The organism is Flaviaestuariibacter amylovorans, from assembly GCF_039541815.1.
GTDB classification, from domain to species: Bacteria; Bacteroidota; Bacteroidia; order Chitinophagales; family Chitinophagaceae; genus Flavisolibacter; species Flavisolibacter amylovorans.
The window spans coordinates 562,788-576,225 of sequence record NZ_BAABGY010000007.1; the positions used below are offsets into that span (position 1 = coordinate 562,788).

At 59.2% G+C, this 13,438-nt stretch carries 9 protein-coding genes and 1 tRNA gene; 3 read left to right on the plus strand and 7 right to left on the minus strand.

The window, feature by feature from the left end:
• Positions 1-84 precede the first annotated feature (84 nt).
• A complete protein-coding gene (locus ABD937_RS10935) occupies positions 85-1,095 on the minus strand; it encodes an N-acetylmuramoyl-L-alanine amidase family protein (RefSeq protein WP_345255743.1) in 1,011 nt (336 codons plus the stop codon).
• Between the two features lie 145 nt (positions 1,096-1,240).
• Between ABD937_RS10935 and ABD937_RS10940 the strand changes: the two genes are divergently transcribed.
• Positions 1,241-3,922: a putative LPS assembly protein LptD gene (locus tag ABD937_RS10940; protein ID WP_345255744.1), complete on the plus strand. Its 2,682-nt coding sequence runs from the start codon at positions 1,241-1,243 to the stop codon at positions 3,920-3,922.
• Between the two features lie 307 nt (positions 3,923-4,229).
• Here the strand turns inward: ABD937_RS10940 and ABD937_RS10945 are convergent, their stop codons facing one another.
• Positions 4,230-4,970 carry a lysophospholipid acyltransferase family protein gene (locus ABD937_RS10945; RefSeq protein ID WP_345255745.1) on the minus strand — a complete coding sequence of 247 codons (741 nt, stop codon included), beginning with the start codon at positions 4,968-4,970 and terminating at the stop codon, positions 4,230-4,232.
• A gap of 220 nt (positions 4,971-5,190) precedes the next feature.
• Complete coding sequence (gene ung, locus ABD937_RS10950; RefSeq protein WP_425185809.1) at positions 5,191-5,865, minus strand: uracil-DNA glycosylase; 675 nt, start codon at positions 5,863-5,865, stop codon at positions 5,191-5,193.
• Positions 5,866-6,521: 656 nt separating this feature from the next.
• On the opposite strand from ung, the gene ABD937_RS10955 reads away from it, so the two are divergent.
• Positions 6,522-8,807, plus strand: a complete 2,286-nt coding sequence (locus tag ABD937_RS10955; RefSeq protein WP_345255747.1) for a T9SS type A sorting domain-containing protein — start codon at positions 6,522-6,524, stop codon at positions 8,805-8,807.
• Between the two features lie 88 nt (positions 8,808-8,895).
• Here ABD937_RS10955 and ABD937_RS10960 read toward each other — a convergent pair whose 3' ends face one another.
• The 4 genes from ABD937_RS10960 to ABD937_RS10975 form a co-directional block, all read right to left on the minus strand.
• Positions 8,896-9,966, minus strand: a complete 1,071-nt coding sequence (locus tag ABD937_RS10960; RefSeq protein ID WP_345255748.1) for a winged helix DNA-binding domain-containing protein — start codon at positions 9,964-9,966, stop codon at positions 8,896-8,898.
• 54 nt (positions 9,967-10,020) lie between these two features.
• A complete protein-coding gene (locus ABD937_RS10965) occupies positions 10,021-10,875 on the minus strand; it encodes a hypothetical protein (protein ID WP_345255749.1) in 855 nt (284 codons plus the stop codon).
• A gap of 198 nt (positions 10,876-11,073) precedes the next feature.
• Positions 11,074-11,147, minus strand: a tRNA-Arg gene (locus tag ABD937_RS10970).
• A 37-nt stretch (positions 11,148-11,184) separates the two neighbouring features.
• Positions 11,185-11,715, minus strand: coding sequence for a hypothetical protein (locus ABD937_RS10975; RefSeq protein ID WP_345255751.1), 531 nt, complete (start codon positions 11,713-11,715; stop codon positions 11,185-11,187).
• A gap of 60 nt (positions 11,716-11,775) precedes the next feature.
• On the opposite strand from ABD937_RS10975, the gene hutH reads away from it, so the two are divergent.
• Positions 11,776-13,344 (plus strand): histidine ammonia-lyase, encoded by a 1,569-nt coding sequence (hutH, locus tag ABD937_RS10980; RefSeq protein WP_345255752.1) that lies wholly within the window; start codon positions 11,776-11,778, stop codon positions 13,342-13,344.
• Positions 13,345-13,438: the final 94 nt, after the last annotated feature.

A 13,438-nucleotide genomic window follows, 5' to 3' on the forward strand; every position in this document is an offset into this window, starting at 1 on the left:
TCGGCGAGCCGCAGCAGCGCAGGTCAAAAAAACGGCCCCGGCAGGAAGCTGCCGGGGCCGTAACAGTTTACCGAGGTGTAGGCTCTACTTGCCGCTCTTGCGGGCGTGCTCTTCGCGCTCGATGGCTTCGAGCAGCGCCAGCGTTGCTTTCGGGTCATGCTTCGGGGAGGTTATGTTGGTGGTGCCGCCGGCTTTCGGCTGCTTGCCTACCCAATCAATATAATTACCAAGCGCACGTGAGACGCACTCGGCCGTCTCCTGTTGCCCCTGCTCACTGTTGAGGTAATCTTCTTCCTGCCTGTTGGTGATGAAGCCGGTCTCCACCAGTACGCTCGGCATCGCCGTTGCCTGCAGTACCCAGATCCCTTTACCACGCTGGTAGGAGCCCTGGCTTACCCGTCCCGCCTTGGCGAACTCCGCTTCCACGAAGTCGGCCATACGCGAGGAGCGCATGAAGAAGCGCTTCGTCTTCAGGGCCGACATGGCCACGAAGTCGGGCGAGTTGGGATCGATGCCGCCGTACTTCTGTTCGTAGCCCTCTTCGGAGAACATCTGCGCATTCTCACGGATGGCGATCTCCTTGTCTTCTGTTTTGTGCGCGCCCCAGATATAGGTCTGCGTGCCTTTGGCCTGGGAGGTGGTGGTATAATAGCGGTACTTCGGCACCTTACGGGTGTGCTTCTTGCGCTTTTTGCCCTTGCCGGTATAGTAGGTATCCGTTTCGTAGCCGACGAGCTCCCGGTGCTGCACCGGTGGCATGGCATTTACGTGTATGGAGATGAAGAGGTCGCCCTTGGCATTGTTGGCGATGCTGGCGCGCTCGCGTAAGCCCACGATGTTGCGGTCGGGGCGGGTTTCGATCACGCGCACATCGGGATGATCCTTGGCCAGCTGGGCTACGAGCTTCTTCGAAATGGCAAGGCAGATCTCGTCTTCATAGGAGTAAGAGCCCCGCGCGCCGTTGTAACCGCCGCTCGGCATCACGCCGTGCCCGGCGTCGACGATGACCGTGCGGACGGGTTGCGGCCGCTTCAAAGCGAGGAGTCCGAGGACGCCCGCCACGCAGCAAAGAGCTCCGATCGTTTTCTTTAGCATAGTGGATTTTTGCAGTTTGTTATGTGAACCTTCACAAATCGTTTAATTCTTAAAACTCTATTTTTGTTCATCTTATATGAACGGTCCGGACAAATTTAGTTTAAAAAAACACGTTACTGCGCCGGCAATATTTGCATTGTTTTGTGTGCTAACGTGGACCGTACGGGCCAGTGATATCCATCCTTCCGGTTTTATCGCCCCTTTAACAGCCGACACCGTTCCGAAGAAGCCCCGCAACACCCGCACCAATCCGCCCGACACCAGCCGCCCGGATACGTCGCGGCGCCCCGCTTTGCGGAACAGCACCGACACCTCGGGCCGCGACTCGCTCATCACTTCCGACACCACGATCCTGAGCACCGATACCTTCTCGCTCCGTATTTCCAAGGATAGCTTTGCCGCACCCGTTACCTACGAGGCCGAAGACAGCGCCGTGATCCTCGTGCCGGAAAAGAAGGTCATCCTGTACGGGAATACGAAAACAAAATATCAGGACGTAAACCTCCAGGCGCCCGTCGTGATCCTCGACCAGAAGGCAAGTGTACTGACGGCGGTAGGCACCAAGGACAGCCTCGGCGAGTCGCTTGTCCGTGCCGTCATGACCGAGAAAGAAAACAAGTTTCAGAGCGACACCATCCGGTACAACTTCAAAACGCAGCGCGGTCTCACCTATAATACATTCACCAACCAGAACGAGATCTTCATCAACGCGGGCCTCGCCAAGAAAGTGGACTCGAACACCGTGTTCATGAAGGGGGCGCGCTTCACCACCTGCGACCTCGACGATCCGCACTTCGCCTTCCGGGCCAACAAGCTGAAGGTCATCAACCAGAAAGTGGCCGTGTCGGGTCCGATGCACCCGGAGTTCGAGGGGGTGCCGGTGCCGGTGTACCTGCCCTTCGGCTTTTACCCGCTCACGCGCGGCCGTAAGTCGGGCATGCTCGCGCCGCAATTCGTGGCCACCGACCAACAGGGGCTCGGCCTGCAGGGCATCGGGTATTACAAAATACTAAACGACTACATCGACGCGACCTTCCGCGCCGATATCTATTCGTACGGCGGCTGGAAGGGCGACCTCACGAGCACCTACCGCAAACGCTACCGCTACACCGGCACCGTGAACCTGAGCTTCCAGAACACGAAGATCAACTTCAAGGGCGACCCCGACTTCCGCTCCGACCGGACCTTCCTGATCGCCTGGAGTCACTCCACCGACCAGCGGGCGCGCCCCGGCGTTACGTTCAACGCATCGGTGAACGCCAGCTCGGCGAAGTACAACCAGTACCTCACCACCAACACGCTGCGCAATTTCCAGAACAAGCAGCAGTCGTCGATCTCGTATTCGAAGAACTGGATCGGGAAGCCCTTCTCGCTGCAGCTGGCGGCCAACCACAACCAGGACAACATCACACGCCTCATCAACGTGAGTCTTCCCAATGCCAGCTTTACGGTGAACCAGATCTTCCCGTTCCAGCGCAAAGAGGCCCTCGGCGCGGCCCGCTGGTATGAAAAGATCGGTGTCGGGTATTCCGGACAGCTCCAGAACCAGTTCTCGTTCTACGACTCGGCCTTCAATGCGAAGCGCCTGCTCGATACGCTGCTTTGGGGCGCCACGCACAATATCCCCATTGCCCTTTCGCTGCCCCCCGTTGGCCCGCTCATCGTTACTCCCTCGATCTCCTACCAGCAGCAGTGGATCATGAGCCGCACCGAGTACACCTGGAACCCCGTTACCGATACGCTCGACGCCGTCACCACCAAAGGCTTTCATACGGCGCACCAGATGTCGGTGGGGCTGGGCTTCGGCACCAACGTGTTCGGTACGTTCAACTTCAAGCGGTCGAAGATCCTGGCCATCCGCCACGCCGTGCGTCCCAGCTTCAGCTTCAGCTACAGCCCCAACCTCGCGAAGAACTATTACAAGACCGTGCAGTATAACCGTGCGGGCGAAAAGCGGGTGTACAGCGTCTACCAGAACAACAGCAATATCTATTCGGGCTATTCAAACGTCGAGTTCGGCGGCATCGGCTTCGGGGTCGACAACTCGCTGGAGATGAAGGTGCGCGCCACCACCGACTCGGGGGCTGCGGAGTCCAAAAAGATCCGCCTCATCGACGGTTTCGGCTTTACGAGCGGCTATAACTTCCTGCTCGATTCGTTCCAGCTCAATACGTTCTCGCTTTACCTCCGCAGCTCGCTGTTCGACAAGGTGAACCTCAATTTCACAGCCGACCTGGATCCGTACGAGGTGAATAACTTCGGCCGCCGTGTGAATACGGTTTCGTTCGGCCGAGGCCGGCTCGGGCGCGTTACCCGCGGCAACCTGTCGCTCTCTACCTCGTTCCGCAGCAAGCCGCGCGACGAGAGCCAGGGCGACCAGACAGTGGCCGTGGACCAGAACCGCATCACCGACCCGACCCTGCTCGCCGACCAGAGCCGCCTGCAGGATTATATGCGGCGGAACCCGCGGGAGTTCGTCAACTTCAACATTCCCTACGATTTCGGCGTAGACCTGGCCATGGGCTTCAGCCGCAACTGGACCGAGGACGGCAAGGTGGTCACCGATTTCAACTCGTCGGTGAACCTCCACGGCTCATTCTCGCTCACGCCGAAATGGAACTTCAGCGCACAGGCCTTTTACGACCTGAAGACGAAGACCCTCGGCGCCTTCGCGCTTTCCATCAACCGTGATATGCACTGCTGGCAGATGGCCATCAGCGTGTCGCCGATCGGGCTGCAGCGCTTCTTCACCATCACCATCAGCCCCAAGTCGAGCCTGCTGCAGAACCTGCGCGTGAACCGGACGCGGGTGTTCAATGATTTTTAGTTTATTGGTCTATTTGTTTATTTGTTTATTGGTCTATTGGTAAAAGGTCGTTTACCGTACTGACCTTCGTTCTTCCAATGGCCGTGCGGTTTGTGCATGTCAGGACCAGAGTGAAAAAGCCTTGGTACACAGCAGAACGATCCTCACTACGTTATCCGAATTTTCTTGTGGCGGTGCACCACGCAAGGTTTCGGAGTGGACGCAGGGGGAAGCGCCATCGTTCGATATTCGATATTCCTTGTCCCGACGCTTCGGTCGGGATGCAGGCCAGGGCGCCTGCATTCGATACTCGATATTCCTCCGGGGGCTATGCCTTCGTTGTTTCGAGGTAATGCGTCATCAGCGCGTGTACCTCCTCGCGGAGTTCGGCCACGGTTTTACCGGCGGGGGAGACGGGCGGCAGAAAGTGCATGGCCACGCGGTGCGGCCAGAAGTAAAAGCCTTCGTTGGGCGGCATCACCTTTTCGGAATGAAAGAGCAGCGCCGGAATCACCGACCTACCGGTTTCGACGGCCAGCTTGAAGGCGCCGTCGTGGAACTTCATCAGCGTCTCGGATCCCCGATTGCGGGTGCCTTCGGGGTAGATGCACATGTGAAAACCGTGGCGCACGAGTACGTCCTTCATCTTGCCATAGCTCGCTTTCCGACTCTCCTCGCTTTTCCGGTTCACCAGCACGGAGCCGCGGCGGTACACGATGCCGAAGAGCGGGATCTTGGCCATTTCGGCCTTTGCGATCGTTTTGTTAGCAGTGGGGATACCGGGCGAGGAGAGGGGCGGATCCAGGTAGGAGCGGTGGTTGCAGACCACGACGTAGTTTTCGCCCTTCCGGAAGTGCTCGCGGCCCCGGAAGCTGCGGCGCACCCCGGTGAGCACAAAGAACACCGTCATCCAACCCTGGATCAGGGACTGAAACAGGCGCGAGCGGCGCGGCTCGGCGGCGAAGCCGATCAGCACGATCGGGATCAGCACCAGCAGCATCGTCGACACAAACACGAGGGCCGCCCAGAAAGCGAAGAAGCGGGCCAGGATATATTTAAGCGTGCGCATCGCGGCAAAAGTAAAGGGAAGGAGTTAGGTTTAGAGGGTTTAGGAGGTTTAGAGGGTTGGGCCGCGTGCGCAGGTGACGCGCTGGTAAGGTGGTGCAGGTTTGATTGGATCGGGCGTAGCCCCTCCAGTACCGCCCGCACGGGGGGCGCTGTTGCACAACGGCTTCACCTGCGGCAGGACCAAACAACCCGCCCTGGTTGATCACCAAACGTCCTAACCCTTACTCGAGTGACCAATCGATCGGATCGATTCCCTTCTTCGCGAGCCATTCGTTGGTTTTCGAAAAAGGACGGCTGCCAAAGAAGCCGTTGTGGGCAGACAGAGGAGAAGGGTGCGCCGATTTCAGGATCAGGTGCTTCTTGTGATCAATGAGGGTTTCCTTTTGCTGCGCAAACTTGCCCCAGAGGATAAAAACGGCATGTGGGCGCTCCTTCGATACCTTGGCGATCACGGTATCGGTAAAGTGGTGCCAGCCGATCTTCGAATGACTCATCGGCTCGCCGGCACGAACGGTAAGCGAGGCGTTGAGCAGGAGCACACCCTGCTGTGCCCAGTGCTCGAGGAAACCGTGCCGCGGGATCGCCATGCCCACGTCGTCGTGCAGCTCCTTGAAAATATTAATGAGGGAGGGAGGCGGCGCCACGCCCTTTTGCACGCTGAACGAAAGACCATGCGCCTGCCGCGGGCCGTGATAAGGATCCTGGCCGAGGATCACCACTTTTACCTGGGCAATGGGTGTTGCGTCGAACGCATGGAAAATGTCGGCGCCCGCCGGGTAGATCGTTTTTCCCTGTGTCTTTTCCGTTTTCAGGTGCTCCACTACCTGCTTGAAATAGGGCTTCTTGAATTCATCGGCCAGTACCTGCTTCCAGCTTTCTTCGATGCGGACGTTCATGGAGGAGGAAATTTGCGGGAAGATAGCCAAACAACAGACACTGCCTCCGGCCCGGCGCTGTCAACAACACGCTGCACCCGATTGGGTAACGACGAACGGGCATTTGTGGAATCCACTACACATGAAACATTTTTTCGAAGTGCGCAATCAGATGGCCGCACGTACGGCTCATCCGTAGAAACCCGGGTAGCCCCTGCGTTTCAATTGGTTGCGCAATCACAAGGACGAGCCCCGCACTGCTCGAACCGGTACTGCACTATGGATGAGCTATCTCCATGACTTTCACAGAATTATAACGCCGTGGCCTTCTTATTGCATACCCCTGTGCCTTGTTGGCTGACCCAGCGACCGTACATCAGCGACCGGTTGCGTCGGTTTTTCCCCAACAGCGCCCTCTATCCGAAACCCCAACCCTGCAGGGCCGCTCAGGCACCCTGCCAGGAAGGTGCGAAAAACCACCCGGGCACGCTGCAGTCGCCGTCAATGGCCCTTGCAGTGGCGTACCGGAGCATCAGGATCCAATCACAACGCCCCCTACAAAACCCGGTTGCAGCACGAGTTGCCCGCGGTCAGCTTGCTATCATGTCAATCCTTAACTCAAATAAACACGTATGAACACTTGTTACGCAGTCATCCGGTCTTACACAGCGGGCGCTATGAAGCGACTCTCCAATCGCCTGCGCCCGGCGATGCTGGGACTTTGTACGTCAGCACTCGCGCTGACAGCGACAGCACAGACGGAGCGCACCGTCGCCCACTGTCCTACTGCCTCGATCACCTACGGACAAAACGCCTTCTGCTCCGATGAGGGCAAGGTGATGGTGATGCTCAACGGCACCCCCGGCGGCACGTTCACTTCTTCGGGCGGGCTCCAGCTCGATGCCATGAGCGGCATGATCAACACGGTTAATTCGACAGCGGGTACCTATACGGTGAACTACAACATCCCCGCTGCCAACGGCTGCCCTGTTGTGAATACGCAGACCTCGTTTACGATCATGATGCGCCCGATGGTCGACCCCGTACCGAACCCCGCAGTTTGCGCCGGCTCGATGGTCAACATCCCCGCGTTCACCGGCTCGATGCCCGGCATGACCTACACCTGGACGAACGACAACAACTCCATCGGCCTCGGCATGTCTGGCTCCGGCAACATCGCTCCGTTCATGGCCATGAACGCGACCGACGAGGTACAGGTGGCGCGCATCACCGTGACGGGCTCCTACACCGACAACGGCGTTACCTGCACCAGCAAGCCGATGAGCTTCACCATCTTCGTCAACCCGGTTCCCGAGGTAGACGATGTTGCGAACATCAGTGTCTGTAACGGCGCAACGGTAGGCACCATCGCCTTCACCGGTTCTACCATGGGCAGCGGCGTACGCTACATGTGGACGAACGACAACTCCATGATCGGACTGAATGGCGGCGGCACGGATGAAATCGCCTCCTTCACGGCCATGAACATGGGCAACACGCCGATGGTAGCCAATATCACCGTGACCCCCTACTACATCAACGGCGCCCGCTGCGCAGGCACCCCGGAAACTTTCACCATCACCGTGAACCCCAACCCGGTAGGCTCTGCCACGATCTCTTACGACGCCTCGCCCTACTGCTCCAACGCGGGCATCATCCTGCCGACCTTTACCGGCACCACGGGCGGCACGTTCTCGGCTTCCCCGGGCGGCCTCACGATCAACTCGTCGAACGGCGCCGTCAACACCGGCTCCAGCACCCCCGGTACCTATATGGTCACCTATACCCGCAGCACCGGCGCTGGTTGCGCAGAGGTCAACACGACGATGATCACGATCAACGCCAACACGGTTTCGCTGAGCTATGCAGGCGAGCCCTTCTGCACCGGCAACAATATGGTTTCCCCGACGATCATGGGCGCTATGGGTGGCACCTTTACCGCACCCGCCGGCCTTACGATCGACGCGAACACCGGCATGATCAACCTGGCTACCAGCACAGGCGGCATCTACAACGTGAACTACACCGTGAACAGCGGCGCCTGCGGTATGATCATGGGCACCACCCAGGTACGTGTGATCGGTACGCCGACCATCACGAACAACCTGCGCAACCAAACCCGCTGCGCCGGACAGACCTCGTTCCCGATCAACTTCATCGCCGACGATCCGGGTACTTCGTTCACCTGGACCAACGACAACATCAACATCGGCCTTCCTGGCACCGGCAACGGCGACATCGCTCCGTTCATGCTGATGAACAACACCGGAGCCCCGATCCGCGCCCGCATCGCCGTAACACCGCGCCTCTCCAAGTATGGTAAGACCTGCTTCGGCAAGACCCGCGTATTCTACATCACGGTGAACCCGACGCCCACGGTGACGCAGCTGCCCAACCAGCCGGTTTGCGTAGGCCAGATGACGGCTCCGATCAACTTCACGAGCGACGTGATGTCGAACGTGACGTACACCTGGACCAACAACAACCCCGGTATTGGCCTGCCCGCCTCCGGCACCGGTCCGATCCCCGCGTTCATGCCTACGGGCACCGGCACGGCAGCCATCGTGGTGACCGCTACCTACAATGGATCTACCACTTGCGCCGGAGCCCCCATGGGCTTCGCCATCCAGGCGAGCAACTGCGGTCCTGTTGCCAACCCCGGAGATAATACCAACGGCAGCACCGACGCAGCCCGCACCCGCACGCCTCAGCAGGTATTCGAAAGCCAGGTCAGCACGGCGCCGAACCCGGTAAGCTCGGTGCTGAAGGTGAATTACACCGGCACCGAAGGCCCGCTGACCCTGCGCCTCGTGGATATGTACGGCCAGCCGCTGAAGGTGAACCGCAGCTTCGGCACCACCGGCACCATCGACATGAGCGCCCTGCGCCCCGGCAACTACGTGCTCCAGCTCATCGACGAGCGCCGTAAGCTGACGGTACAGCGCAACATCATCAAGCTCTAATCATTCAGACCAGTAAAAACCGAAAGGCCTCCGCAAGGGGGCCTTTTCGTTTGATGCCTGGTGCGCGATGGATGATGTGCGTACCGGTTCAGGTCGTTTGCAAGGGGACTCCGAGGAATGCGGAAAGGCGGGTGATAGCGGTTGCCAGCTTGCGCGGGGAAAGCGCTGTGGCCGGGTCGAAGGAGGTAAGTCGTAGGTGCGCGGTAGCTCCCTTTGCGGGCATTTGTTTCCAGGTGGCAGCGGCCACACCGCCTTCGAGCACGATGGGCCGGAAGATACCGTTGGCCGTAAAGGCTTTTGCCTGGTGCTCCGGCCGGATGACCGCGCTCCGGTCTTTATAGGAAATGAAGTATTCGTCGAAGGCGGCAAGCAGGAAGGAGGGAAGCGCAGCGGCATCGGGAAGTCCGGCCGGCAACAGGTAAGAGTAGCCTTCCCAGGTGAGCCCGGCGAACTGGGCGCGCACGGCTTCCATCCCGTCGCGCGCCAGCCCGCGCGGGAGGCCGCTCCACCAGGCAAAGTCGTCGAGGGTAGCGGGGCCATGCGAGGTGAAGTAGCGTTGGGCAAGACGGGCGGCAGCCTCTTCGCGGCCGGGGAGGTCGGACGTGGGCGGTACCCGCTCGTCGAGCAGGGCATAGCTGCTTTGCCGCCCTGCGCCGGTACCGCTGCAGATCAGTCCTTCCAGCTCGGCGTCCATCAGGAAGAGGGAGGATCCGTCGCCCGTACAAATACGGGCCTGCTTAAGGAGGTCCACCAGTTCGGTACGGGTGGCCTGTTGCCCGCCGTGCAGGTGCTTTTCGAAGAGGCGGCGGGCTTTACGATAGTGGGTGTCGGTGATGCCCAGCTGCCGGGCAAAGGAGCCCATGGCGGTCCGCACCTGCGGCGCGCTGAGGCGGAGCATCCAGCGGATGTCTTCGGCGGCCACGAGGTGCCAGGTAGGGCGGAGCACGTGTGTGCGGAGTATGCGGCCCGCATCGAGCGCCTCGGTAACCGTTGGTACTGTTCCGTGCTTCATGCGGATCCCGACCGCCCAGAGCGACATCGGGAAGTCCTGTGCCTGCACGGCGCCGAGGTGGCGCACGACTTCTGTTGGGTCGTCGTGGACCGGCTTGAGCAAGTGCTGGGCGGCGAGGCGGAGGCGGGGGATGGGATTGCGGGGCATGGCCAAATGTAGTCAATGGGCCTGGAGGGTGCCGCGCTTATGCAGGCAATGCTCCTAAAGCTCGCGATACTCAATGTTGATCACCGTGTCGTGACTCTGAACCTGCCGATGCTGCGCGTTGGATGGGTATGCTTCACGCGTTTCGATTACGACGGTGTTACTGTCTTTCCAGAAGGCATTGATATCGTTGAATAAACCGGTACAATTGTAAATCGCCCCACTCGCGCCCTTTGCTGTTTGTAGCGCCACATAGGTTGTCGCCTGGTTGCCGTCGCTCCATTGCGCCACCTGCAACTGTTGGGTTCCATCCGGCGAAGGAATCCATTGCTCCTTGTAGTGCTTTGGCTTCGGGCCGGTCGAAAACCGTATTAATTCTGTCTCGACACCATCCTGCTCGGTACGACTCACCACTTCGGAATAATCATTTTTCCGCTTCCGGGACGCTTGACTTTCCCGATCCAGGTACGCATGGATTAGCGAAAGCAGTTGTTCCGACTCCGCACCATCGGACGAGGTCTTTTGATTCCATTCCAATACCGTCAGCACATCGTTCATTTCCCGTTTATTACGGATTTCGTTTTGCGCCTTGATGGTGGCAACCCGATCGTGCAGGTCGCCAAACAGATTGATGTCGTAGCCTGTCCTCGATTTGACAAATGCGGAGAAGTTCAGATCCACGCAACGCTGTAAATGCCGGAGCTCTTTTGCGAGCCGCTGCTGCATCCGGTCCAGCCGACGTTGTGTGAAGTAAGCTTCGGTCTTTACTTTCTGTTGCTCAAACGCTTCTTTCGCCATGTCGTAACCATCCACAACGAAGGCTCCTCCTTCCCGCACCAGCAGGTAATCGAAGGTCGCGAGCAGGATCGCGCGGCACCGTTCCAGTTCAACTTGTTTTTGCTCCTTCGTCACTTTCTATTGGGTTTCGTCGGAAAAGATAACGGTGCTTGGCAATCTAACCCAATGCCGCAAGGTATTCCCGAGCCAATCGGTACCCTACCGATCTCCTTCAATGGCACTTTCCGGCAGGGCACCCCGGACCTGAGGCAGCTGCATCCAGAAAAGAAAAGCCTTTGTACCGCAGGATACAAAGGCTTTCTGGAATGATCGTGATCCGGATAGGATTCAAACCTATGACCCGCAGCTTAGAAGGCTGCTGCTCTATTCAGCTGAGCTACCGGACCTTGTGAGGCGGGTGCAAAGATAGCAGAACCGGGCCAATCAGACCAAATTACGCACGCTGGGGAACGCAAACGAATCGAGGAAGGCGTCCTGCTTGCGGAAATCGGTGATGTTGATGTTGCGTACGTACGTAACGGCCATCAGGCTGCCGTCGGTCCAGGCCTGTACCTTCCAGTCGTAGCCTTTCGCGTCCTGCCAGTATTCCGTCATGCCGACCACGTCGGGGTTTACGGGGTGGGAGAGGCCGTGGTCGAGGCCGGTGGTGCATTCGATCTCGAAGTGCGGGTGCAGGCTTTCCAGGAACAGGAAGAGGCGCTGCTCCGCCAGCATGAGGTCGGAAAGCGGCTTGGCGAGGTGGCAGGTGATGAACCCGTAGGTTACCTTGTTCTCGAGGCTCTGCCCGGTGTACACCTCGTCGCCTTCTTCATTATAGAAGTGGTGCACGAACGGAGAGCGGTTGAAGGAAATGCGGCTTCCGCGCGTGCAGGCGGCAAAGGTGCGGGGCGCTGCGGAAGGGCTTTGGAAAGCGCCGAAAAGGGCCGAAGTAAGTCGCTGTAATAGGTTCTCCATAAGGACGAATTGGGGTGAATAGCTTGTAGCTCTAAGTTAAGCGCTATTTTCGCTACCTCCATGTTAAGCAAATCATTTTTCTACGGAACCCAGCAATTGACCGTTCAAACCGCTCTTTTGCTGGCCGCAGGCCATCTTCGGGGTACCCTTGACGAAGCAGCGACGCGTAGGGTACGGCAGAGCCAGGAAGCGGTGCAGGCCATCGTGGACGAAGGCCGCACGGTGTACGGCATCAACACCGGTTTTGGCATCCTCGCGGATACGCCGATCTCCGAAGGCGACACCCGCCTCCTGCAGCACAAAATCCTGCAGAGCCACAGCGTAGGCGTGGGCGCCCCCATCCCCGCCGAGATCGCCAAGCTCATGCTGATCACCAAGGTGCAGGCGCTAGTGCAGGGCTACTCCGGCGTGCAGCTGGAAACCCTCGAGCGCATCATCTGGCATATCGAAAACGACGTCATCCCGGTTGTTCCGGAGAAAGGCTCCGTGGGCGCTTCGGGAGATCTTGCGCCCCTGGCCCACCTGTTCCTGCCCCTTATCGGGCTCGGCGAGGTGATGTATAAAGGCGCCCGGCGCCCGGCAGCGGAAGTGCTCCGCGAAAGCGGGCTCGGGCCCATCAGCCTGGGTCCCAAAGAAGGGCTGGCGCTGATCAACGGCACCCAGTTCATCCTGGCCTTCGCCATCAAGGCGGTGCAGCGGATGCACAACTGCCTCGAGGCCGCCGACATCATCGGGGCCATGAGCCTCGAAGCACTCACCGGAACCCGCGCGCCCTTCGATGACCGGTTGCATCAATTACGTCCCTATGCCGGCAACCGCCTCGTGGCCCAGCGCCTGCGCGGCCTGCTCGAAGGTTCCGAGATCATGCAGAGCCATGTCGACTGCGGCCGCGTACAGGATCCTTATTCGCTGCGCTGTATGCCGCAGGTCCACGGTGCCTCCCGCAATGCCTGGCAGCATCTTGCCGACCTTGTGGCCATCGAGGCCAACTCGGTTACCGACAACCCCATCGTGCTCGATAAGGACAATACCATCTCGGGGGGCAACTTCCACGGCCAGCCGCTGGCCCTCCCGCTCGACTACGCCTGCTTCGCCGCGGCCGAGATCGGTAATATCTCCGACCGGCGCTGCTACCTCCTCCTCGAAGGCAAGTGGGGCCTGCCGCTGCTGCTGATGAAGGACGTGGGGCTCAACAGCGGCTTCATGATCCCGCAGTATACCACCGCGGCGCTCGTAACGGAGAACAAGACGCTTTGCTTCCCGGCCTCGGCCGATTCGATACCGACCTCGCTCGGGCAGGAAGATCATGTGAGCATGGGCTCCATCAGCGGCCGCAAGGTGAACCAGGTGCTCGACAACCTCGAAAGCATCCTGGCCATCGAGCTCCTGAGCGCCGCACAGGCCCTCGAGTTCCGCCGCCCGTTGAAGAGCAGTCCGCTCATCGAGTGTGCGCATGGCTACCTGCGGCAGTTCGTAGGCTTTGCCGCCGAAGACCGCATCTTCGCGGCCGACATCAATGCGGCGCAGCGCATCATCTCTGACTTCTCCTTCGTTGCGCAAGTGAACGACTGCGCCGCGAAAAGTGGCATCGTGTTAAACGAAGGGTTCGAAACTTTTGTCCTGCAATAAACGTATGGGCAAGGTTGTAATGGGCAAATACAACCATTTAAAACCTCGCAAAACCCGTCGAAACCTTCCAAAACCCATCAAGACCTTCCTAAAC

Excerpts from the sequence above, each read along its gene's own strand:
- ABD937_RS10935 (WP_345255743.1), bottom strand. The coding sequence starts at position 1,095 with ATGCTAAAGAAAACGATCGGAGCTCTTTGCTGCGTGGCGGGCGTCCTC.
- ABD937_RS10945 (WP_345255745.1), bottom strand. The coding sequence starts at position 4,970 with ATGCGCACGCTTAAATATATCCTGGCCCGCTTCTTCGCTTTCTGGGCG.
- ung (WP_425185809.1), bottom strand. The coding sequence starts at position 5,865 with ATGAACGTCCGCATCGAAGAAAGCTGGAAGCAGGTACTGGCCGATGAA.
- ABD937_RS10955 (WP_345255747.1), top strand. The coding sequence starts at position 6,522 with ATGAAGCGACTCTCCAATCGCCTGCGCCCGGCGATGCTGGGACTTTGT.
- ABD937_RS10960 (WP_345255748.1), bottom strand. The coding sequence starts at position 9,966 with ATGCCCCGCAATCCCATCCCCCGCCTCCGCCTCGCCGCCCAGCACTTG.
- ABD937_RS10975 (WP_345255751.1), bottom strand. The coding sequence starts at position 11,715 with ATGGAGAACCTATTACAGCGACTTACTTCGGCCCTTTTCGGCGCTTTC.
- hutH (WP_345255752.1), top strand. The coding sequence starts at position 11,776 with ATGTTAAGCAAATCATTTTTCTACGGAACCCAGCAATTGACCGTTCAA.